This is a genomic window from Solirhodobacter olei (assembly GCF_004010155.1).
GTDB lineage: Bacteria > Pseudomonadota > Alphaproteobacteria > Rhodobacterales > Rhodobacteraceae > Solirhodobacter > Solirhodobacter olei.
Genome location: NZ_RRYH01000015.1, coordinates 18762 through 40367 on the forward strand (window position 1 = coordinate 18762; position 21606 = coordinate 40367).

17 protein-coding genes are annotated in these 21606 nt (G+C 64.3%); 6 read left to right on the forward strand and 11 right to left on the reverse strand.

Annotated elements, in window-relative coordinates; all coding sequences use genetic code 11:
• Window positions 1–14: 14 nt before the first annotated feature.
• From EIP85_RS11910 to EIP85_RS11940, 7 genes are all read right to left on the reverse strand, one after another.
• Complete coding sequence (locus EIP85_RS11910) at window positions 15–1562, reverse strand: FGGY family carbohydrate kinase (RefSeq protein ID WP_127902409.1); 1548 nt, start codon at window positions 1560–1562, stop codon at window positions 15–17.
• On the reverse strand, window positions 1559–2518 hold the full coding sequence (locus EIP85_RS11915) for a transketolase family protein (RefSeq protein WP_127902410.1): 960 nt from the start codon (window positions 2516–2518) through the stop codon (window positions 1559–1561). Before EIP85_RS11915 ends, EIP85_RS11910 begins: the two co-directional genes overlap by 4 nt.
• Window positions 2518–3339 carry a transketolase gene (locus EIP85_RS11920; protein WP_127902411.1) on the reverse strand — a complete coding sequence of 274 codons (822 nt, stop codon included), beginning with the start codon at window positions 3337–3339 and terminating at the stop codon, window positions 2518–2520. Before EIP85_RS11920 ends, EIP85_RS11915 begins: the two co-directional genes overlap by 1 nt.
• Before the next feature lie 27 nt (window positions 3340–3366).
• Window positions 3367–4827 (reverse strand): L-fucose/L-arabinose isomerase family protein, encoded by a 1461-nt coding sequence (locus EIP85_RS11925; RefSeq protein ID WP_127902412.1) that lies wholly within the window; start codon window positions 4825–4827, stop codon window positions 3367–3369.
• A 355-nt stretch (window positions 4828–5182) separates the two neighbouring features.
• The gene (locus EIP85_RS11930; protein WP_127902413.1) at window positions 5183–6169 is read right to left on the reverse strand and encodes an ABC transporter permease; all 987 of its coding nucleotides are present in this window, start codon (window positions 6167–6169) and stop codon (window positions 5183–5185) included.
• Window positions 6166–8655: an ATP-binding cassette domain-containing protein gene (locus tag EIP85_RS11935; protein WP_127902414.1), complete on the reverse strand. Its 2490-nt coding sequence runs from the start codon at window positions 8653–8655 to the stop codon at window positions 6166–6168. Before EIP85_RS11935 ends, EIP85_RS11930 begins: the two co-directional genes overlap by 4 nt.
• Before the next feature lie 84 nt (window positions 8656–8739).
• Window positions 8740–9759, reverse strand: coding sequence for an ABC transporter substrate-binding protein (locus EIP85_RS11940; RefSeq protein ID WP_127902415.1), 1020 nt, complete (start codon window positions 9757–9759; stop codon window positions 8740–8742).
• Window positions 9760–9897: 138 nt separating this feature from the next.
• On the opposite strand from EIP85_RS11940, the gene EIP85_RS11945 reads away from it, so the two are divergent.
• The 6 genes from EIP85_RS11945 to EIP85_RS11970 all read left to right on the forward strand — a co-directional run bounded on the left by EIP85_RS11945 (window position 9898) and on the right by EIP85_RS11970 (window position 17050).
• Window positions 9898–10824, forward strand: coding sequence for an SMP-30/gluconolactonase/LRE family protein (locus EIP85_RS11945; protein ID WP_127902416.1), 927 nt, complete (start codon window positions 9898–9900; stop codon window positions 10822–10824).
• Between the two features lie 54 nt (window positions 10825–10878).
• On the forward strand, window positions 10879–11601 hold the full coding sequence (gene nanR, locus EIP85_RS11950) for a transcriptional regulator NanR (RefSeq protein WP_127902417.1): 723 nt from the start codon (window positions 10879–10881) through the stop codon (window positions 11599–11601).
• 81 nt (window positions 11602–11682) lie between these two features.
• Window positions 11683–13545: a D-apionate lactonase family protein gene (locus tag EIP85_RS11955; RefSeq protein WP_127902418.1), complete on the forward strand. Its 1863-nt coding sequence runs from the start codon at window positions 11683–11685 to the stop codon at window positions 13543–13545.
• 4 nt (window positions 13546–13549) lie between these two features.
• A complete protein-coding gene (locus tag EIP85_RS11960; protein ID WP_127902419.1) occupies window positions 13550–14803 on the forward strand; it encodes a ribulose-bisphosphate carboxylase large subunit family protein in 1254 nt (417 codons plus the stop codon).
• Window positions 14800–16203 (forward strand): four-carbon acid sugar kinase family protein, encoded by a 1404-nt coding sequence (locus tag EIP85_RS11965; protein WP_127902420.1) that lies wholly within the window; start codon window positions 14800–14802, stop codon window positions 16201–16203. The genes EIP85_RS11960 and EIP85_RS11965 overlap by 4 nt, the downstream gene beginning before the upstream one ends.
• Before the next feature lie 16 nt (window positions 16204–16219).
• Window positions 16220–17050, forward strand: a complete 831-nt coding sequence (locus EIP85_RS11970; protein ID WP_241559994.1) for a phosphogluconate dehydrogenase C-terminal domain-containing protein — start codon at window positions 16220–16222, stop codon at window positions 17048–17050.
• A gap of 295 nt (window positions 17051–17345) precedes the next feature.
• Here the strand turns inward: EIP85_RS11970 and rraA are convergent, their stop codons facing one another.
• Genes rraA through EIP85_RS11990 form a run of 4 tightly spaced genes read right to left on the reverse strand, consistent with a single transcriptional unit; the run spans window position 17346 to window position 21550 of the window.
• Window positions 17346–17819, reverse strand: a complete 474-nt coding sequence (rraA, locus tag EIP85_RS11975) for a ribonuclease E activity regulator RraA (protein WP_127902421.1) — start codon at window positions 17817–17819, stop codon at window positions 17346–17348.
• Between the two features lie 49 nt (window positions 17820–17868).
• Complete coding sequence (locus EIP85_RS11980; protein WP_127902422.1) at window positions 17869–19803, reverse strand: aconitase family protein; 1935 nt, start codon at window positions 19801–19803, stop codon at window positions 17869–17871.
• Window positions 19800–21086 (reverse strand): TRAP transporter large permease, encoded by a 1287-nt coding sequence (locus EIP85_RS11985; protein ID WP_127902423.1) that lies wholly within the window; start codon window positions 21084–21086, stop codon window positions 19800–19802. The genes EIP85_RS11980 and EIP85_RS11985 overlap by 4 nt, the downstream gene beginning before the upstream one ends.
• Complete coding sequence (locus tag EIP85_RS11990) at window positions 21083–21550, reverse strand: TRAP transporter small permease (RefSeq protein ID WP_164871715.1); 468 nt, start codon at window positions 21548–21550, stop codon at window positions 21083–21085. The genes EIP85_RS11985 and EIP85_RS11990 overlap by 4 nt, the downstream gene beginning before the upstream one ends.
• Window positions 21551–21606 lie beyond the last annotated feature (56 nt).

Here is a 21606-nt window from a genome sequence, read left to right on the forward strand (position 1 = left end):
CGGCACCGGCCGTGTCAGAAGCGCACTACTGCCCGCTCCTCCAACTCGTCATTCGGATCGGCGCCGACGGTGCTAAGCGATGTCTCCCTGCCGCCGAGAATTTGCCCGACGGCAGCGTGCCAACCGTCAAGAATGGCCTTCCGGTGCTGCTCTGGCATGGTCGGCGTGACATGTTGACTATCTCGCTGGAACAGCACCTTTGCGGCGTCCTCGTCCCAGAAGCCCACAGTGATCCCAGCCATCGAAGCGACCCCTGCCGCGCTCAGTTCGGCCACTGGATTGCGGCATACCGGTCGAGCAAGGAGATCGGCCTGCAACTGCATCAGCACCTGATTGGCGCTGGCGCCACCATCGGCGAATACTTCTTGAAGACGGAGGCCCAGATCCGCTTCTACGGCCCGGAACACATCACACACTTGCAGTGCAATCGCCTCGAGCGCAGCACGAGCAACATGTGCTGGCTTTGTACGCAGGCTCATCCCGCTGATCGATCCCTGGACGTCGTCTCGCCAATAGGGCGCGCCGAGCCCGGCGAGAGCGGGGACGAAGACGACCCCGTCACTCGTCGGCACCGACTCTGCCAAGTTTGTCAGAGCGATCTCATCTTTGAGCCCCAAGAGGCGCGTCACGAAGGCTGCGCCCTGACCTGAGACCGATATGTTGCCTTCGAGTGCGTAAGTCGGTCGCCCGTCTCGGGCCCAGGCGATAGTCGAGGATAGTCCGTGGCCTGACGCCAGGGCCTCATCCGTCAACGCCATCAGAGACGTGCCGGTGCCGTAGGTGGCTTTAATCTCACCGGGCTTTCTTATGCCGTGACCAAATAGGGCCGCATGCGAGTCCCCCATCACGGATCGGATCGGAATACCGTCAGGCAAGTCGCCGGCGCCACGTGTCACACCGAAGTTGGCATCAGAGGATCGGACTTCCGGTAGCACCTTCATTGGCACATCGAAAAACCCTGCCAAATCTATGTCCCAAGCGGCGTGCCGAATATCGAGCAGTTGCGTGCGGGCGGCATTTCCCAGATCTGTCGCGTGAACCTGCCCGCTCGTCAGCTTGAAGATCAGCCAGCTGTCGACCGTTCCCGCGCAGATCTCACCCCGTTCCGCCCGCCGGCGAAGCCCCTCATCCGCGTCCAACAACCAAGCAAGTTTTGCCGCCGGAAACATCGGATCCAGACCAAGTCCGGTTTTCACGGCGACTTGGTCGGCACCCGGCGCTTGCCTCAATTTTCCGAGCCGGGGGGCAGTCCGTCGGCACTGCCACGTCACACAGGGCCCGAGCGGACGGCCTGTAGCCCGCTCCCAAATGAGAACTGACTCACGCTGGTTAGAAATTCCAACTGCCGCGACCCGCACATCTGGAGTAGCCGAAAGCGCATCCGCAACCGCTTCGAGGACACTTTCCCAGATGTCGTCCGGTGACTGCTCCACCCAGCCAGGCCGCGGATACGTTGTGGCTGTCTGGCATGAGGCACGGGCGATGACGGTTCCCGCTGCATCGATCAGCAAGGCCTTGGTATTGGTCGAGCCTTGGTCGATAGCGAGAACGGCAGTCGTCATTTTCCGTCCCTCGCGGCCATGACCGCACGCACGGCGCCCGCGATCCCTTCGGCGGTCAGACCAGCTCGCTCAAGCAAAAATTCAGCCGTGCCGGTCGGTTGGAAGCCCTCGAAGCCGAGGATTCGCATATGGCAAGGCCGTTCAGTTGACAGAACTTCAGCAACCGCGCCCCCGAGCCCCCCGCGCACGGAGTGTTCCTCGACAGTCACCACAGCGCCGGTACCGGCTGCCGCAAGCACCGCATCATGATCCAGCGGATTCACGGTCGCCATGTTGATGACCCGCACATCGATACCCTCAGCGGCCATCACTTGAGCGGCCTCCAGCGCCCGCGACACCATCGTCCCGCACGCGATAATGGCCGCGTCATTTCCCGCGCGGAGTTCTTCGGAAACACCGATCCTGAATTTAGAGCCATCCGGCCGGCCAAGGTCGGGCACGGGCATCCGGCTTACCCGAATGAACATCGGCCCCTCGTTGCTTACCGCCGCCTTGATCGCTTCTCTCGTCTCCCAGCGGTCCGATGGCACGATGATCGTCAGGTTCGTCAAAAGCCTGAACCAGCCCATGTCCTCGATCGAATGGTGCGTGGGCCCAAGCTCCCCATATGCGACACCGCTGGACATCCCGCAGAGCTTCACATTGGTGTTCGAATAGGCCAGGTCCGCTTTGACCTGCTCCAGTGCACGAGCGCTGAGGAAACATGCGGCGCCGCTGACGAACGGCACCTTCCCGCCATTGGCCAAACCGGCCCCGACACCGACCATGTTCTGTTCGGCGATGCCGACGTTCACAAGCCGTTCGGGAAAGCGCTTGCCGAACCCTCCAAGTTTGCTTGATCCGACGCTGTCATTGACAACCGCAACGATGCGCTCATCAGTCTCCGCCAGCGCTTCCAAGGTTTCCGAATAGGCTGTTCGGCAGTCGTGCAGATCCGTCGAGAGTGCAGTCGCCATCACACGAGCTCCTGCATGGCGATTTCGAATTGTTCCGTGTTCGGAACGCCGTGATGCCAGCCCACCTGATCCTCCATGTAGGACACGCCTTTACCCTTGTGAGTGTGTGCTATGACGCAGCGCGGGCGGTCGGTTCCTACCGCGCCCAGGATCTTCAGGAGCGCTGATTGGTCATGCCCATCCACTTCGATGACCTCCCATCCGAAGGCCCGCCACTTGTCCGCGAGCGGCTCCAGTGAGTTGGTCTGTTCCGTCGAGGCGCCCTGCTGCAGACCATTGCGGTCCACGATGAGCGTCAGGTTGCCGAGACCGCGGTGGCCAGCCGCCATCGCCGCTTCCCAATTGCTGCCCTCCTGCAGCTCGCCATCGCCAACGACGACGAAAACCCGCCAAGGGGCTTTGTCCATCTGCCCTGCTATCGCCATACCAACGGCGACGGGCAGGCCGTGACCGAGCGGCCCGGTGTTTGTCTCCACCCCCGCCACATAGTTTCGGTTCGGATGGCCATTCAGCCGGGACAGCGGCTGCATGTAGGTCTCGAGCTCTGAAAGGTCGAAGAAGCCGCGCTCGGCCAGGGTCGCATAGAGCGCGCCGGTGCAATGACCTTTGCTCAACACGAAGCGATCCCGCAATGGATCAGACGGATTGGCGGGATCGAGCTTCAGAACCCCGAAGTAGAGAGTGGCGAGTATGTCGGTCACCGACATATCCCCCCCCGGATGGCCGAGCTTGGCGCGATAAACCATCTCGATGGCATGGCGGCGCACCGCCGTTGCCTTGCCTCGGATGAGGTCGAGCTGGAAATCCGAACTGCTGGTCATGTCACTCTCCAAGAAAATGCGTTTCGATCAGCCAAAGAACTCACCCGCGCCCGCAGCCTCGGGCGCAAGGTGGTGGTAGATCGGCCATTTCAGGTAACGCCGCACCGCCTCGTCGACGGTATCGGCCCAATTGCCACGCACCATGGCGACGTGGTGCTCGAAGCCATTGCGCACGACAAACTTCATCATTGCCTGGAGCTTCTCCACCCGCGTCACAGCAATGCCGCCGTCCATGGGAAACGGATCATCGGTGAACGCGCCTTCGCCGACATACGCCTTCAACGTCCCCCGCCCATCGTCGCTGGACAGTCGGAAGAATGTCATCGGGCCGGCCTTCACCTTGCCCTTCACCGCGCCAAAGCATTTCTCCGCCCCGATTACGGTGCCGAGCACATCAAGGTTGGAGATCTCCGGTTTATCGCCGATGAAACTCTTCGGGAAGTTGCCGCAATGGGTGCAGACACACATCTCGGGGTCCGCGCCGTAGTTGTTATTCCAGTCGAGGATCGCCGGCGGCGCCGTTGAAGCCAGCGCGAGCGCATACATAGAGATCGCGCCCATCACGTCGACCTCGCAGGCACTCGGCATGAGCTTCTCGCCCATCATCGACATGCTGAGGCACGTCGCGCAGCCGTAATTGTCCTGGATCGAGCGCCAGCATTGAATGGAACTGGCATCGCATTCGTTCTCGGCAATCCAGCGATCAAGTACGATTGAAAGTCTTGCCTGCTTGACGATGTTGTCGCGAACGATCTGGGAGGGAATGCGCCCGTAGCCATCAATATCCTTGAGCTTCGCCTGCACCTCGGGCGCCTCAGACGAGAGCGCCTCGGCCGCGCCGATGATCTCCGACATGTCGGCGGTCACGATGGTAATGCCCGACGCCTGCAACAGCTTCTCGCTATACCGCATGGTCTGAAACGGCGAGGTGCGTGCCCCGATGGCCCCGATGCGCGCCCCTCTCAGGCCGCGCACAACTCGGCAGACCCCGGCGAAGCGGTTTAGGTCGTCCGCGAAACCTTCGCTCGCGACATCCATTGTATGAAGGCTCGTGTCAGTAAACGGGATGCCGTACTGGTAAAAGTTGTTCGCCACGGAAATCTTGCCACAGAAGGCATCTCGCCGGCTGTGCACGTCGACCTTGCCAATCTCATCATTAGAGGCCTGCAGGAGGATCGGCACATTTAGCCCGGCCCGCGTCACAGTCTCCACAATGGCAATCTCATCGCCAAAGTTCGGCAACAAGATCACCATGCCATCGATCTCGTCGCGGCGAGCCCGGAAGAATTCCGCGTATAACACCGCATCGGAGCGAGACTGAACGGCACCGAACTCCGTCGCCTCGAGCGGCAGGATAACCGGCTCGATCTGCAGCTTGTCGAGTTGGGCGATGGCCTCTTGACGCGCGGCGATGGCTGGCGTGCCGTTGAAGAACTGCCGGCTACCAACCACCACGGCCAGCCTAAGCGGCCTGGCAAAAATTCCCATACCCCCCCCCTTTAGCCATAGGTCCCGCCGGTTGGCGGGATTCGCGAATGGCTTCGCTTGATTGCGTTTGTAACCACCGGCTTGACACTATGGCAAGTAAAAGATTCGTTTTCTTCGTTTTACTTTCGCTTTTTTTCACATACCCTAAGAATTCAGAACCAGAACGCCTGAAATGGGTTCATGAGGGGTAGCCCACGTCGAGGTGCACGCGGGCGAGGTCTTGCGCGGCCGGACCAATGGGGAACCGCTTGGCGAAAACCGTCTGAAGACGCATAAGCTTGCCCTGGCAAGCTATGAGAGTGCGGTGAACAAAAGCACAATCAACATGCGCCGCTGGGGCCAGGCGATCGGAGCGTCAGCCTGCGCCCGCTGTTGCCACCCTTCGCCGACCGGCCCCGCCCTCGCGGCCGGCCAGCGCCAAAACAAGGATCACCACCACGCCCTGCACCATGTCCTGCGCCCCCGGCGGCAGGCCCATGATCTGCATGGTCGTCACGATCAGGATCAACAGCACGGAGGCGACGAAGGTGCCGAGCGCTGTGGCCGAGCCGCCGAAGATCAGCGTGCCGCCCACCACCACCGCCGCGATCGATTGCAAGAGATAGGGCTGCCCCATCTCCAGGAAGGCCCCGCCGACGTAGGCGCCGAGCAAGAGTCCGGTCAGCGAGGCCATCACCGAAGAGATCAAGAATGCGATTCCGATTACCCGCCCCGCCGGGATCCCCGCCAGCCGTGCCGCCTCGCGGTTCTGGCCGACGGCGATCAGCATCTGGCCGTAGCCGGTGAACCGCAGCACCAAGGCGGCGAGCCCGACGCAGGCCGCTGCGATCAGCGCCATCACTGGCAACCCTTCGACCCGGGCGCCGACGATCGCCTTCAGAAGCGGGCTAACCGCGAATCCCGGGATCATGCCGTTGGCCAGAAGCGTCGCCGTCGCCAGCACATAGCCGGAGGCGAGCGTGGCTATGATCGCCGGGATCCGCAGCTTCACCACCAGCCCGGCGTTGATCAGCCCGACGACCAGCCCCACCCCCAGGGCCACCGCCACGCCGAGCGCCAGTCGCCCATCATGGCCGCGCACCGTCAGGAGAGCAAGATAGGCGTTGAGCGTCAGCACCGAGGGAATGGACAGGTCGATATTGCCCCGCCCGGTGGTGACCACGAACATCTGTCCCAGCCCGACGATCGCCAGGAACGAGGCCGAGAGCAGGATGCCGGAGAGACTGCCGAGGCTGAAGCGGCTGGTGACAACCGAGAGCACGATCCACAGGATCAGCACCGCCAGCGCCGACCAGATCCAGCGGTTTCTCTGCGCCCAGCGGGCGATCCCGGCCTCAGTCATTCCTCCGCTCCCTTCTGGATCGTCAGCGCCCGCACGGCCAGAAGACCGATCAGCACCAGCCCTTGTGCGGCCACGGTGAAGTCACTCGAGACGCCCAGCAGCCCCAGAAGCGCACCAATCAGCGACAGCGTCACCGCGCCAGCCACCGCTCCGAAGGGCGAGATGATGCCGCCCAGCAGCGTGCAGCCCCCCATCACCGCCGCCGCCACGCTCAGCAGCGTGTAGGAATTGCCGGAATTGATGTCGCTCGCCGTATTGATCGCGGTCAGTGCCAGCCCGGCCAGCGCCGCGAAAATCCCGGCAACAAGGTAGCGGAGAAGCGCAATCCGCGTCGCGGACCAGCCAGAATTCACCATTGCCCCCGCGTTGTTGCCAAAACCCCGTAGCGCCACCCCGATCGGAGCTTGGTTCACCCCATAGGCGAGCATCGCTACTATCAGGATCATCAGCACCGAGGTTGGCAGCCCAAGGATCTGCCAGTTCACCGCGGCGCTCAGCCAGGCCGGGCTCGCGCCCCCCGGCGTCGGCTGGATCGAATAGCCGATGCCGGACCAAATGAACGAGGCCCCCAGCGTCACTACGATTGCCGGGATCCGGCGCGCCTGGATCAGCCAGCCGAGCCCGGAATAGGCCAGGATCACCGCCAGAATCGCCAATAGGCCGAGCGGCGGATGGGCGTAGAGCAGCGTCGCCGCCAGAACGCTCGTGAGCCCGGCGAAGGCGCCTACGCCGAGGTCGATCTCGCTGCCGCCGATAATGTACATCTGCGCCATCGCAACCAGCACCAGCGGTAGCGCCGGTATCAGCAGAAGGTCGAGCCCAAAAACCGAGGCCACCAGCGGATTGGCCCAGACCATGATCGCGAAGACCAGCGCCAGCCCGAGCAACGGCGCCGCCCGGACGGTCCCCTCGCCCAGCCGGCGCAACCCGCCAGCGCCAGCCGAGTCCTCCTCCCGCCGCTCGCCGATATGAGCGAAGGAGGCCGCGACCATCGCCTCCTCGGTGATCTCGGGCCCGGCAAGCTCGCGCACGATCCGCCCGTCGGCAAAGACCAGCACCCGGTCGGCCGCCAGCAGCTCGGCATCCTCGGTGCTGTGCCAGATCAGCGTATGGCCCTCCTGGGCCGCGGCATCGCAGAGCCGGTAGAAATCCTGCTTGGTGGCGATATCGACACCCCGCGTCGGATCGTCGAGCAGGATCACCGGCGTCCCGGTCGCAAGCGCTCGGGCTACCAGCGCCTTCTGCTGATTGCCGCCGCTCAGCTCCAGGATGTTGGAGCCGAACCGCCCGGTGTCGAGTTGCAGAGCCTCGGCATGCGGCACCGCCGCCGCCGCCTCCCGGCCGGCCGAGACCAGCCGCAACATGCCCTGCCGCGCGATCCGGCCGATGCCGATGTTGAAAAGCACGGTGCCGAGCGGGAAGACGCCTTCCTTGCGCCGGTCGCCGGCGATGAAGCTCGCCTCGCCCAGCCTCATAACATCACCACCGCGTCCGCCAGCAAAGACCGCCTGCAGCAGATCCTTCTGGCCGCAGCCCTCGAGCCCGGCAAGCCCAATGATCTCGCCCCGCCGGATCTCAATTGGCCGCTCCAGACCCTCGGCGAACGCGCCACCAACGCGCACCACCACCTCCCCCCCACCGGCTACCTTTGCCGCGCCATGGTGATGGATCACCCCGGCGTCGCCCCCCATAAGCTCCACGAGCCTGCCGATCGACGCCTCGCGCACCGCCCCGGTCCAAGCCAGCCGACCATTTCGCAGCACCACGACCTCGGTCGCGATGTCGATCACCTCGTGGAGCTTATGGCTGATGAAGATGAAGGAGAGCCCTTCGGCCCGGCGTTCATGCATGAAGGCCCGCAGTTGGCGCGAACGCTCCTGGCCGAGCGAGGAGGTCGGCTCGTCGAGCACGATAAGCCGCACCCCAGGAGTCGCCACCGCGCGGGCTATCTCCACCATCTGCCGCTCGCCGATCGTCAGATGCCCCACCTGCGCATCAACATCGATCCCCGGCTCCGGAAACACTGCCTCCAGCGCCGCCCGCGCCCGGGCACGGTAGCGCTCGCGCCAGCGCCGGCCGATCCGCGCGCCCTGCGGCTCCTCCAGAAAGAAGTTCTCCGCTACCGTTAGATTGGTGCAGAGAGAAAATTCCTGATGCACCATGCGGATGCCGCGCCGCTGTGCCTCGGCGGTGCCGTAATCGGCGAAGTGCACCGCCTCACCGGCGAAGGCGATCGTCCCCAGCGTCGGCGGCAGCGCCCCGCAGAGGATGCGCATCAGTGTCGACTTGCCCGCACCATTGCCGCCAACGAGGCCGATCACGTCGCCTGGCCGCACCTCCAGATCGATCTCGGCATTGGCCAGCGTCGCCCCGAAGGCCTTGGTAATCCTGCTGAGGCGGACGACGGCGTCGCCGTCGGCCGCGACGATAGCCCCTACGGCCTCCAGATGGCCCGGCGCGTGCCCGGCGAAGCGGATATCGGTCATGCATCCCTCGGAGTGACGTCGGGGCCGGCCAGGCCCGTCTTCGCGCGGCCGGCCCGCTGGATCAATCTGCCCGTGCAAGAACGGTTACTTGAGCAGGTTCTTCTTAACCCAGTCGAGCGAATAGCTGGGCGAGATGATCTGCCCGGCCGGAAGCTTCGCATATTCTGCAAGGTTGCTGTCGTCGACCGTCGCCACCGGCATGATCATCATTTTCGGCGCCTTGGCGCCCTTTAGGATCGACAGGCCCAGCCAGAAGGCCGCACCGCCGATCCCCGGCGTCGTATTCATCGAGATCGTGTTGTAGCCGTCCGCGGCATGCTCCTTGGCCCACCATTTTACGAAATCGGTGCTGCCTCCGCCCTCGATGATCGGCATGTGGCCCTTGTACTGGCCGCCGAACTGCTCGAAGGCCTGGGCGATGCCGATATCGTCGCTGCCGCCCTGCGCCAGGACCGCATCGACATGCGGCAGGCTCGGCAGCACATTGGTGATCGCCGCCTGAGCGACCGAGGCCGTGGCCTGGCCGTAGACCGTCGCCACCACCTTCACGTCCGGGTATTTCTTCAGGACGCTCTGCTGCGCCTCGTACATGTCATGGTCCGGCGCCGAGCCCTTCACGCCGCGCACCTGGATGATGTTGCCCTTGCCCCCGATCATCTTCATCACCGCCTCGGCCTGGGCCTTCTTGTAGCCGGTGAAGTCGAAGTTGAGCTGGTAGTTGCAGGGCGCATTGGCAATCGAGTCGAAGGAGACGACGATGATCCCGGCCTTGCAGGCCTTCTCGATCACCCCGTTCACCGCCGTCTCGGAGGCGGCATCCACCAGGATCACATCCACCTTCTTCAGGATCAGTTCGGCGATCTGGCTGTTCTGCTGCGCCACCGAGCCGTCGCCGTTCATGGCGATGTAATTCGCGATCTGGCCGTCCGCCTTGGCCTTCTTGGCGGCCGCGTCGAAGGCCTCCACCATCTGGTGGCGCCAGGTATTGCCATAATAGGCATTCGACAGCGCGATCACCGGCGCAGAGGGCGAGGCAATGGCCGGAAACGCTCCGCCCGCGGCCACCACCGCGGCGCCGACCGCCGCCGCAAGACCAAGTCTCATCATTTATCCTCCCATGTTCTGTCGCGCCGCCCGTTTAGTGCCGACGCCAACTATGATGCTTATTATACCAGTTGCTTCGTGACAAGCCCCTTTGGTAAGAGTAATAGGGCAATCGGGGTACGGTAGGCGGAGGAGCACATGTACGGAGCGCTTGAGGGAGCCTGGTTTGAAATCCTGGATGATCGCTTCCGGACACTTTTCGCACCGCATATTCATGTCGAGCGGCTCTGGAGCGGCGCCCGCTGGTCCGAGGGTCCGGCTTGGTTTGCCGCGGGCCGTTACCTCGTCTGGTCCGACATTCCCAACAACCGCATGTTGCGCTGGGATGAAACAGACGGCTCGGTCTCCACCTTCCGCTCACCCTCAAACCACTCGAACGGAAACACGGTGGATCTCGAGGGCCGACTTCTGAGTTGCGAGCATCTGACCCGTCGCGTTACCCGGACCAATCACGATGGCCGCATCGATATCCTCGCAGATCGTTTCGAGGGTAAGCGCTTCAACTCGCCCAACGACATCGTTTGCAAGTCCGACGGATCGATTTGGTTCACGGATCCAACCTACGGAATCCTTAGTGATTATGAAGGAGAGGAGACGGCGCCAGAGATGGATGGCTGTCACGTCTACCGCATTGACCCGACCGACGGCGCCGTCACCTGTGTCGCCAACGACTTCGTGCAGCCGAACGGCCTCGCCTTCTCGCCGGACGAAAGCCTGCTCTACATCTCCGACACCGGCGCCTCGCACCGCCCGAAGGGCCCGGCCCATATCCGCCGCTTCTGCGTCGGCGCCGATAACCGCCTCTCCGGCGGCGAGGTGCTGGCGACCTGTACCGCCGGCTTCTTCGATGGCTTCCGCGTCGACCGCGCCGGCCGCATCTGGTCCTCCGCCTTCGACGGCGTGCACTGCCTGGCGCCAGAGGGCGACCTGATTGGCCGCATCCGCATCCCCGAGATGGTCGGCAACCTCACCTTCGGCGGCCACCGTCGCAATCGAATCTTCATCTGCGGGACCAGTTCACTCTATTCTGTTTTTGTCATGGCAAATGGCCTCGGCCTTGGTTGACCGGCGGGCTCAATCTACTTGCTTGGAACGTACGGAAAACCTACTACTGGTATCATGAGCACAAAGAATCCCATATCCCGCGTGAAGCTATCCGACCAGGTGCAGCGCCGCCTCCTCTCGATCATTGAGACCGAGGGGCTCGAGCCAGGTGACGTCCTTCCCTCCGAGCGGGAGCTCATGGAGCGCTACGCCGTCGGCCGCCCAGCTATCCGCGAGGCGATGCAAAATCTCCAGAGAATGGGACTGGTGGAAATCAAGCACGGCGAACGTCCGCGCGTGGCCGAGCCCTCGTTCGATCGAATGGTCGGTCAGATGAGCGAGTCGATGCGCCATATCCTTGTTCACTCGTCGACCAGCCTCAGCCATCTCAAAGAAGCTCGAGCCACCTTCGAGATGGAGATGGCCCGCATCGCCAGCCGCAAGCAAACGCCCAAGGATATTGCCGATCTGAAGGACATCCTAAAGAAGCAGGAAAGCGTCCGCCTGCTCTCCCCCGCCTTCCTGGAATGGGACGGCCGCTTCCATCACCGCATCGCCGTGATTAGTGGCAATCCGATCTTCTCCTCGCTCAGCCGGGCGCTGTTCGACTGGCTCGCCCAGTTCCACTTCGACCTGGTGCGCAAGCCCGGCTTGGAACAGCTCACCCTCTCCGAACACTGGCAGATTCTCGAGGCCATCGAGCGCGGTGACGCGGATGATGCCGCCCGCTTCATGAGTGAGCACCTGAACCGCGCCAACAGCCTCTATCATCAAGACAATTACAGTCTGCGCAAGTAACGCCACCAAGGCGGGACGACTTGCAAGCGCGCCCCAACTGGTATAATGAGCATTCAACGTGCTTAACGGGAGACACTCGAGATGACCGGGCTGGAACGGGCCCTCTACGGCACCACCGAGCCCGCCGCCGCGGCGCGGGCGCTTACGGCCGGCCCTCTCTCACTCTCTATCGAAGCCAACATGCTGCGCAGCCTGTGCTGGCATGGAACTGAGCTGGTCCGCGCCATCAGCTACCCCATACGCGACGTCGACTGGGGCACGATGCTCATTTCGACCACCGCGGAGGCGCTCGATCCTGGAGCGGGTACCTATTTCCGCCGGTTCGAGACGACCGACGGTGCTCTATCCGGAACGCTCGATCTCACCGTCACGGCAACCGGCCGGATCGAGATCGACCTCACCCTCAGCCCCCAACGCGATCTTCAGGTCAACCGCGCTGGATTCACCATCCTTCATCCGATTTCTGACCTTGCCGGGGCACCGATCGAGATCAGCCATGCCGATGGCTCCATTGAACGTGCACGCTTCCCAGAAGTCATCTCACCCGACCAGCCAGCCCGGGAAATAAAAGCGCTGGCCTACGCAATCGCTCCCGCGCGGGTCGAGATCGAGATGGAGGGCGAGGTTTTCGAGATGGAGGACCAGCGCAACTGGTCTGACGCCTCCTACAAGACCTACTGCCGCCCCCTGGCGCTACCGTTCCCATACCGCCTTGCCGCTGGCGCCGAGATCCGCCAGCACGTTAGCATCCGTTTTTCCGGCCCCGCCCCCGCCGCCGCCAGCCTCGCGCACGACCCGAGGCTCTTGCTGGAGAAGACCGCCGAACAGCTCCCCGAACCGTCGCTCGCGGTTGAGCCTGGGTGGTCGCTGCATTCCGGACCTGCAGCGGCGGCGTTGGCCTCCTCACGCCGCCTGATCCGCCTCGACCTTCGTACCAGCACCGCAGCGACAGACCTGCTCGATGCCCTCGCGAACACGACTGCAGCCTACGACATAGAGCTCGTCACCGCGGACGACGCCCCTACATTAAAGGCTCAGCTCTCGGCCATTGCCGCAGAGATTGTCCAAATCGGCCGCTCTCCGGAGCACGTAATAGCGCTGCCCGCCGCCTACCTGGCAAGTTACCAGCCCGAGGGCACTTGGCCCAAAGGTGCGAGCCCAGCAGACGCACGCTCGGCCGCGCGCGCCACTTTTCCGGGCCTTGCTATCGGCGGCGGCATGCTCACCAATTTCACCGAACTAAACCGTCATCGCCCAGATCCAAAGACGCTCGATTACATGAGCCACGGAACCACAGCGATCGTTCACGCAGCCGACGATGTCTCAGTCAGCGAAACCATCGAAGCACTGCCACAGATCTTCCGCTCCGCTCGTGCACTGGCGCCAGAGAAGCCGTACCGACTCGGTCTCGTCTCTATCGGGATGCGTTCGAATCCATATGGCGCCAGCACCGCCCCGAACCCGGAGCGCATGCGCAAAGCGATGGCGATGGACGATCCCCGCCACGGCGCGCTCTTCGGCGCGGCATGGCTTCTCGCCGCCATTGCGGCCACCGAAGGCGCAGGGGTCGAGGCGATGGCACTCGGCGCCCCTGCCGGCCCCTTCGGCCTGGTTGAGGCAGACCGACTTCGCCCCGTCTTCCACCTTTTTCGGGCACTTCAGACCATGTCTCCTGGCCGCCGCCTCCGGCCGCGGCTGGCCGATCGGGCAATCCATGTGGTGGCTGCGGCCCTTGCCGGCGGAACTGTCCTCGCCGCTGCCAATCTCGGGACTGCGCCCCGCGCCTTCACCCTGCCCGCTCGCGCTCGCGTCCGCCGGCTCGACACCGAAACTCTCGCCGCAGCCGAGACTGATCCCGACTGGCTGACCCACGCGCCGGCCTACCAAGCCAGTGCAATCGACCTGCCTCCCTTCGCCCTCGCCTTCGCTGAACTGGACGCCTGATCTCATGCCTTCCCCAATCCGCATCGAAGCAGACTATCTCATCGAAACCGCCTACGACCCCCGAGCCGCGATCGAGGCTATGGCCGGTGAGCAGTCCTCCGGCACCTTCGTTCCCGTGCCAGGCGAGACGGAAGAACTGAAGGCCCGCGCCGCGGCTCGCATCGAGGCGCTCGACATCATCGGTCCGGTCGGCCCTCCCAGCCTGCCGGGCGCCGGTGAGCCTCCGGGCGGCGGCGCACCGGTCGCCGCCCGGATCACGCTCTCCTGGCCGATCGACAACATCGGCCCGTCGCTGCCGAACCTTATGGCGACCGTCGCCGGCAACCTCTTCGAGCTGCGCCAGTTCTCCGGCCTCCGGCTCATGGACATCCGCCTGCCAGCGGAGTTCGCCGCCGCCTACCCGGGCCCGAAATTCGGCGTCGACGGCACCCGCCGGCTCTCCGGCGTCACCGGCCGGCCGCTGATCGGCACGATCATCAAGCCCTCCGTCGGCTTCTCGCCAGAGGAGACGGCGGGCCTCGTCGCCCAGCTCTGCGCCGCTGGCATAGACTTCATCAAGGATGACGAGCTGCAGTCCGACGGCCCGGCCTGCCCATTCGAGGCCCGCGCGAAGTCGGTGATGCGCGAGATCGAGGCCCATGCGGACCGCACCGGCCGCAAGGTGATGTACGCCTTCAACCTTACCGGCGAGGTAGACGAGATGCGCCGCCGCCACGATCTGGTGGAACGTCTCGGCGGCACCTGCGTCATGGTCAGCCTCAACTCGGTGGGCCTCGCGGGTGCCATTGCGCTCGGACGCCACACCCGCCTGCCAATCCACGCCCACCGCAACGGCTGGGGCTATCTTACCCGCGCCCCGGCGCTCGGCTGGTCCTATGTCGCCTGGCAGAAGCTCTGGCGCCTCGCCGGGGCTGACCACATGCATGTCAACGGGATCGACAACAAGTTCTGCGAGGCCAACGACAGCGTCATCGCCTCGGCCCGCGAATGCCTAAAGCCGATGTTCGACGACAAGCCCTGCACTGTCATGCCCGTCTTCTCCTCCGGCCAGTCCGCCCGCCAGGCCGGCGCGACCTATGCCGCGCTCGGCTCTGCCGACCTGATCTTCGCCGCCGGCGGCGGGATCATGGCCCATCCCCAGGGCCCCGCCGCCGGTGTCGCCTCGCTCCGCGAGGCTTGGGAGGCCGCGCTCGCCGGCATCCCGGCCGCCGACTATGCGGCCACCCATCCCGCGCTCGCCGCGGCGCTGTCGAAATGAGCCCGGCCGGGGCCCTTCCGGACGGCCCGCTCGTCGCCTTCTACGGCGACGACTTCACCGGCGCGTCGGCGGTGATGGAGGTGATGGCCTTCGCCGGGCTGCAATCGGTGATGTTCCTCGACATCCCCGACGCCGCCAGCCTCGCCCGCTTCCCCGCCGCCCGCTGCATTGGCATCGCGGGCATCGCCCGCTCGCAGCCGCCCGGCTGGATGGCGCGAGAGCTGCCGCCGGTCTTTGCCGCGCTGGAACGCCTCGGCGCCCCGGTCATCCAATACAAGATCTGCTCCACTCTCGATTCCGCGCCCCATATCGGCTCCATCGGCGCGGCGCTGGAGATCGCCCTGCCGATCGTCTCCCGCCGCCCCGACGTTGCCGGGTGGCAGCCGCTGGTGGTCGCCGCCCCGGCGATCCGCCGTTACCAGGCCTTTGGCACCCTCTTCGCCGCCTTCGGGGCGGAGGTGTTCCGGCTCGACCTCCACCCGGTGATGCGCCGCCACCCCGTCACCCCGATGGACGAGGCCGATGTCCGCGCCCATCTCTCCCGCCAGACCGCCCACCCCTTCGCCCTCATCGACCTGCTGGCGCTGAAATCCGGCGCTGCCCAAACCCGCCTCAACGAGATCCGCGCCGCCGGCAACGCCGCCGTCGCCCTTGACGTGATCGACGAGGAGACGCTGGTCGCCGCCGGCGCGCTGATATGGGCCAACCGCGCCGGCGGGCTTTTTGCCTTGGGCTCCCAGGGCCTCGAATATGCGCTCGTCGCCCATTGGCACGCGGCGGGCCTGTTGCCGCCGCCGCCGACCCCGCCGCGCCCTGCGGCAACGGCGCTCCTGCCCACGGTCTCTGGCTCGGTCTCCGCCACCACCGCGGAGCAGATCGCCTGGGCCGCCGACCACGGCTTCACCCCGATCGCCCTTGAAGCCGCCGCTGCGACCGATCCCGCTCGTTGGCAGGTGGCGCTCGACACCGCCGCCGCGGAAGCCGCGGCCGCCCTCGCCGCCGGCCGCTCGCCGCTCGTGGCCACCGCTCGCGGCCCGGAGGATCCCGCCGTCGCCCGCCTCGCCGAGGCGCTGGCCCGCAGCGCGGCTGAGCCCGCCGCCGTCAACCAGCGGATCGGCGAGGGGCTCGGCCTGATCCTCGCGCGCCTTCTACGCCACCCCGGCATCAGCCGTGCCGCCGTCCTCGGCGGCGACAGCTCCGGCCATGCCTGTCGCGCCCTCGGCATCACTGCGCTCGAGGCCGTGGCGCCCCTCGCCCCAGGCTGTCCACTTTGCCGCGCACATGGCTCGGCTGCACCGGTCGACGGGCTCGAAATCGCACTGAAGGGCGGCCAGATGGGCCCGCCCGATATTCTGGGAATCATTCGCGCCGGTGGCGCAACAGCACATGGGAGTACATAAAATGACCAAGATAGCATTGCTCGGCGCCGGCGGGAAAATGGGCCTCCGGCTTTCGAAGAACCTCCAGGGCACGCGCTTCGACGTCGCCCATGTTGAGGTCTCAGCAGAAGGCCGCGATCGGCTAAAGGCTGCAACCGGCATCGACTGCATCGAACAGGGCCAGGCCCTCTCTCGCGCCGATGCTGTGGTAATGGCGGTGCCGGACCGGATGATCGGCAAGGTCCTCACCACCTTCGTCGCCGATCTCGACCCAGGTACTTCTGTCATCATGCTCGACGCCGCCGCCCCGCATGCTGGCGAATTACCGAAAAGGCCGGACGTGACCTATTTCGTCACCCATCCCTGCCACCCGCCAATCTTCAACGACGAGACCGAGTTCGAGGCCCGTACCGACTTCTTTGGCGGCGTGAAGGCCAAGCAGCATATCGTCTGCGCTCTGATGCAGGGCCCGGAGGCGCATTATGCGCTCTGCGAGGAGGTTGCCCGCACCATCTATGCCCCGGTCATGTCCGCCCACCGCTGCACGGTGGAACAGATGGCGATCCTCGAGCCCGCGCTCTCCGAAACCGTGGGGGCCACACTGTCGCTGGCGCTGCGTGAGGCGACAGAGGAGGCCATCCGCCGCGGCGTGCCGCGCCAGGCCGCGGTGGACTTCATGCTGGGCCATCTCAACATCGAAATTTCCATCGCCTTTGAGATCTTTAAGGAGGGCAAGTTCTCCGACGGAGCGCTGCAGGCCATCGAGCAAGCAAAGCCTCAAATCTTTCGCGACGGCTGGCTCGACCGCGTCTTTGCTTCCGAGGCGGTAATGCAGTCGGTCAAGGACATTTGCAACCCGCCGTCATAGCCAGCGCTTGTCGGGGAAAGGTGTTTGCGACATCTATAGTTCGGCAATAAACGTGCAGCGATTGCAGCCAATGGCTGTGATCGCGTCGAGCTTTTCTCGTTTCCGCTTGAATGAGCAAACGGTCGCGATCGCAAATCAAAAACAATTGTGAGGTATGCGGACCGGAGCCATCCCGACGCAGACCCTATCAGGTGAGCCTATTCCTGGCCGCGGCCGATAGGGCGACGTGACCGGCCCTTTGTAGTCATTCGAGTGCCAAACCGACGCCGCGACGCAGCATCCGCAAAGCTGACACTCAGACCAGGGCTCTTCGGGAAATCAACAAGCCATCGGCATCGCAGTAGACGTAGTCCCCCGGCCGAAAAGTCGTCCCGCCAATTTCAACGGGCACTTCCTGACTTCCGATGCCAGCGCCGGCGCTTCTCCTTGGTGTCACACCGAGGCACCGCACACCGACCTCAAGGCAATCGATTTCGTCGCGGTCCCGGATGGCGCCGTGAATAATGATGCCCGCCCAATCATTATGGAAAAGAAGGCCCGCCATCTTATCTCCGAACAGCGCGCTTTGAAGGGACCCTCCTCCGTCGACCACCAGTACGCGACCTTTACCCGGCATCTCGAGCTCGGATTTCAGAAGAGCATGATCCTCGAAGCACTGCAGCGTCGCAACGGGCCCGAAGAACGAACGCTTCCGGCCGAGGATCAGAAACGAGAGGGAACAGACCTCGACCTCCGAGCTAAACGCATCGTGGATATCTGCCGTTTTCATGAGGTTAGCCCGCTATCAAAACGATATTGCCGTTCGGACAATACAAACTTCATTCGGGATGCGCGGCCCGCAGGTTCGCGAAGCCGCAGACCTTGCCGGCGATCGCGCTCGCCACGACCGTCGCCGGACTCGCGAGCCAGGTCGTGCCAGGCCCGCCCCGCCCTGGGAAGTTTCGGTTGATCGCCGAGATCGTCACCTGGCCCGGATCGGTCGAAACCCCGGGGCCACATTGACCACAGGCACCGCAGGATGGGCCCAGAATTTCGGCGCCGATGCCACGGAAAGCGTCCATGTAACCCTTCTTCTCACAGTAATCGCGCACCTGCAGGGTGCCGCACTGGAGGTAGAGCTTGGTCTCCGGAGGAACGCTCAGGCCCCGTTCGAAGGCCCATTGGGCGACCTCGTGATAGGCGTCGAAGTCGTCCCTCTTTCCGGCGGTGCAGGATCCTCCGTAGGCGATGTCGACATGGACGGTGTCAGAGAACGTCTCAAGCGCGAGCCCGTTACCGGGATCGCCGGGGCTTGCGAGCATCGGGCCGACCCGGGAGCAGTCGATAGTGAGCACATCGGCATAGATCGCCTCCGGATCGGATTGCATCCAGTCCTCGAGTTGGAAATCGACCGCCCGGCGCTCTCGCAGGAACGCGACCGTCGTTGCGTCCGGCGCACAGATGCCGGTCAGCCCGCCCATCTCGGCCACCATGTTAGTCAGTGTCGCGCGCGCGTCCACGCTCATGGCATCGATCACTGGGCCTGCGAATTCGAAGATCTTGCCAAGGCCGCCACCTTCGCGGATGAGCGAACTCGCGAGAATGGTGAGGGCGACATCCTTGGCCGACACACCGGGCGGCAGCTCGCCCTCCAGCCGTACGAGCAGGCTTTCGGCCATCGTCAGGCGGCAAGCCCCGGTGACGAACGCGTTCGCCATGTCCGTGGTCCCGATGCCATACGCAAAGCAACCGACCGCACCGAGGTGCGTCGTATGGCTGTCGGTTCCGACGATGAGCTGGCCGGGCAACGCATAAAGCTCGGTCATCATCGCGTGGCTGATGCCTTCCGATCCCTCCTCACCTACGAGATAGCCGTGGCTTTTCAATCCGTACTCTCGTTCGAACGCCCTGTGGGCCTGGGATAGCGCGCGAACGCCCGGAAGCAGCCCCTGCGACAGATGCGTGGGCGAGCGGTGGGAATAGGAGAGATGGTCCTCGAAGAGCAGGATGGTTCCAGGATTCCTGAGGGCCAGCGGCCGTCCGAAGCGGTCGTGCAGCATATGCGCGGCCATCCCGGTGTAATACTCGTGGATGAAGCGCCAGTCGGCTCGCACGAAGCCGCCGGTTCCGGGCCGCATGTCCCAGTCGAGCCCCTCGACCTGAAGGCGGGCCCTGGCGACAATCTTCTGAGCAAGCGTCTGCGGGCCGGCGGGCGTATCGCCGACAGGCCTGGCATGGGCAAGGTGGCGCTCTCCGAAGCTCAGCAGCCCACCCTCCCTCAGGATTGCCGAGGCAAGGGAGTCGCGGCCGGCGACGAGCTCTTCCAACGGGATATCCTCGCCCGCCCGGATCCGATCGATCAGCCCGAAGTCGCTCGAGGTGAAGATGCCAAGATTGTCGCAGTTCTGCCGGTAGATGCGCTCGAAGCTCTCGGCGATCACCAGCCGGATACCGGCCGAGCGCTCAGCCAGAGGCGAATGCTCTCGTGACGAGCCCTTGCCGTAGCGCTTTCCGGCCACGAGCACCGAGAACCCGCCCCGGGCAAGCGTTCCCTCGCCAATCGCCTTGACGCCCCCGAACACAGTCCCGGTGTGGGCGTAACGGCCAAGCGTCTCGTCGAAATTCAGGAGCACCGGCAGCGGGGTAATCTCGTCTGTCGAAACATTCGAGCGACGCGGCGACGCCTCTTCCAGACCGAGGTCCGCACCGGCGAGTTGCGCCGACATCGCTGCGGCGTCATCGCTCAGGATTAGGATGCGTCCAGAGAACTTCATCGTACTCCCACCGTGTTGTTGGCAACGAAAAGGACGAGCTGGGGCACCGCCACGAGCAACAGCAGGGTGAGCAGCATCAGCAGCACGTAGGGGAAAGATCCGCGGATGATCCTCGACATCGGCGCCCGGGTGATGGCCTGGATCGTGAAGAGGTTCATGCCGACCGGCGGCGTAATCATCGCCACCTCGAGATTCACAACCAGTAGGACGCCGTACCAAACCGGGTCGATGTGCAGGTGGATCATCGCCGGCAGCGTGATCGGCGCCGTGATCAGGATGATCGCAATGCTTTCGAGGAACATGCCGAGCACGATGATCAGCGCCATCATCGCCAGGACAAACTCGATCCGCCCCATCCCAGAGGCCGTCATCGCCTCAACGATCTGCTGCGGCACCCGCATCATCGTCAGCACGTGGGAAAAAACCGTAGCGCCTGCCAGGATCATGAACAGCAGCCCAGAGAGCTGCGCCGCCTCGATCGCGGCCTCCCAGATTTCGCGCAGCCCGACGGTACGGTAGATGAAGACGGTTATGAGGAGTGCGAGCCAGGCGCCGGCGGCAGCGGCCTCTGTCGCGGTGAAGACGCCGAGATACATTCCGCCGAGCACGAAGACCGGCAGTGTTCCCGCCCAGGCGGATTTCTGGAGCGCCTGCCCCATCTCGGTCAGGCCTGCCATCTTCTCGCGCGTCATGTTCGGCGCGCGTGAAGCGCGGAACGAGGCCCACAGGATGAAGACGCCGGCCATCAGGATACCGGGGACGATACCGCCCATGAAGAGCTTGCCGATCGATGTATCGGTAGAGACGCCATAGAGGATCATCGGGGCGGAGGGCGGGATCAGAATGCCCAGCGTGCCCCCTGCCGCGACGACCCCATAGGCCAGTCGCTCGTCATAGCCGAAGCGGAGCATCTGAGGGATTGCGACGGCGCCGATTGTCAGCGCAGTTGCTACGCTCGAACCGGAGATCGCAGCGAAAAGCGTGCAGGCGAGGATGGTAGCGATGGCGAGCCCGCCAGGCAGGTGCCGGGTGAATGTATAGGCAGTGTCGTAGATGTCGTCGACGACGCGGCCCTTGATCATGATATGGGCCATGAATCCGAAGAGCGGGATCGCCACGAGCAGGTATTCGTTCACCTGGTTGAAGATGACGCCCGAAATGCCGCCGAGGCCGCCCTCGAACATATAGAGCATCGCGCCGCCATAGATGGTCAGGCCGGCGAAGATAGGCACTCCCGTGAACAGGAGGACGAGCAGTGTTGCGAGGATGAGAAAGATGATCATTTTGAGCTCGCTTCCCGCGACACACCGGACCATCCGTCCACCGCCTCCCAGATCTGGCCGACAGCCACCAGCGCGAGCAGGACGCCGCCCAACGGCAGCAGGAGTTGAAGCAGCCACACAGGCAGTTCGAGCTGTCCCTCCGTCATGATGCCAATCAGTTTTGACATCATCGCCGTCTTCCAGCCGTTTAGGATCAGAAGTGCCGAGACACAGAGGACGGCGGAAGCGCCCCAGATGCGGACGACAAGCTGGGCTCTCCCCCGCAATCCGCCGGTGAGGATGTCGACGCCGATGTGGCCGTTCTGGAGAAGCACCTTGGGCGCCGACAGCATCACCACCGCCGTCAAGGTCAGCGACACGATCTCGTCGGTCCACTGCAGCGGGTTGCTGAAGACATATCGCATGACCACGGCGATCCCGATCAGGGTGAGATCGAACAAGATCAGCACCGCCGCGCCGGCCATGCAGAGGTCTACCAGTGCCCGGACTGCACGCGCATACAACCGCAGCCCCCGCGATG

What these genes read in the sequence shown, in the direction of transcription:
- EIP85_RS11910 (WP_127902409.1), bottom strand. Translation starts at nt 1,562, where the DNA reads ATGACGACTGCCGTTCTCGCTATCGACCAAGGCTCGACCAATACCAAG.
- EIP85_RS11915 (WP_127902410.1), bottom strand. Translation starts at nt 2,518, where the DNA reads ATGGCGACTGCACTCTCGACGGATCTGCACGACTGCCGAACAGCCTAT.
- EIP85_RS11920 (WP_127902411.1), bottom strand. Translation starts at nt 3,339, where the DNA reads ATGACCAGCAGTTCGGATTTCCAGCTCGACCTCATCCGAGGCAAGGCA.
- EIP85_RS11925 (WP_127902412.1), bottom strand. Translation starts at nt 4,827, where the DNA reads ATGGGAATTTTTGCCAGGCCGCTTAGGCTGGCCGTGGTGGTTGGTAGC.
- EIP85_RS11930 (WP_127902413.1), bottom strand. Translation starts at nt 6,169, where the DNA reads ATGACTGAGGCCGGGATCGCCCGCTGGGCGCAGAGAAACCGCTGGATC.
- EIP85_RS11935 (WP_127902414.1), bottom strand. Translation starts at nt 8,655, where the DNA reads ATGACCGATATCCGCTTCGCCGGGCACGCGCCGGGCCATCTGGAGGCC.
- EIP85_RS11940 (WP_127902415.1), bottom strand. Translation starts at nt 9,759, where the DNA reads ATGAGACTTGGTCTTGCGGCGGCGGTCGGCGCCGCGGTGGTGGCCGCG.
- EIP85_RS11945 (WP_127902416.1), top strand. Translation starts at nt 9,898, where the DNA reads ATGTACGGAGCGCTTGAGGGAGCCTGGTTTGAAATCCTGGATGATCGC.
- nanR (WP_127902417.1), top strand. Translation starts at nt 10,879, where the DNA reads ATGAGCACAAAGAATCCCATATCCCGCGTGAAGCTATCCGACCAGGTG.
- EIP85_RS11955 (WP_127902418.1), top strand. Translation starts at nt 11,683, where the DNA reads ATGACCGGGCTGGAACGGGCCCTCTACGGCACCACCGAGCCCGCCGCC.
- EIP85_RS11960 (WP_127902419.1), top strand. Translation starts at nt 13,550, where the DNA reads ATGCCTTCCCCAATCCGCATCGAAGCAGACTATCTCATCGAAACCGCC.
- EIP85_RS11965 (WP_127902420.1), top strand. Translation starts at nt 14,800, where the DNA reads ATGAGCCCGGCCGGGGCCCTTCCGGACGGCCCGCTCGTCGCCTTCTAC.
- rraA (WP_127902421.1), bottom strand. Translation starts at nt 17,819, where the DNA reads ATGAAAACGGCAGATATCCACGATGCGTTTAGCTCGGAGGTCGAGGTC.
- EIP85_RS11980 (WP_127902422.1), bottom strand. Translation starts at nt 19,803, where the DNA reads ATGAAGTTCTCTGGACGCATCCTAATCCTGAGCGATGACGCCGCAGCG.
- EIP85_RS11985 (WP_127902423.1), bottom strand. Translation starts at nt 21,086, where the DNA reads ATGATCATCTTTCTCATCCTCGCAACACTGCTCGTCCTCCTGTTCACG.
- EIP85_RS11990 (WP_164871715.1), bottom strand. Translation starts at nt 21,550, where the DNA reads ATGGCCGGCGCGGCGGTGCTGATCTTGTTCGATCTCACCCTGATCGGG.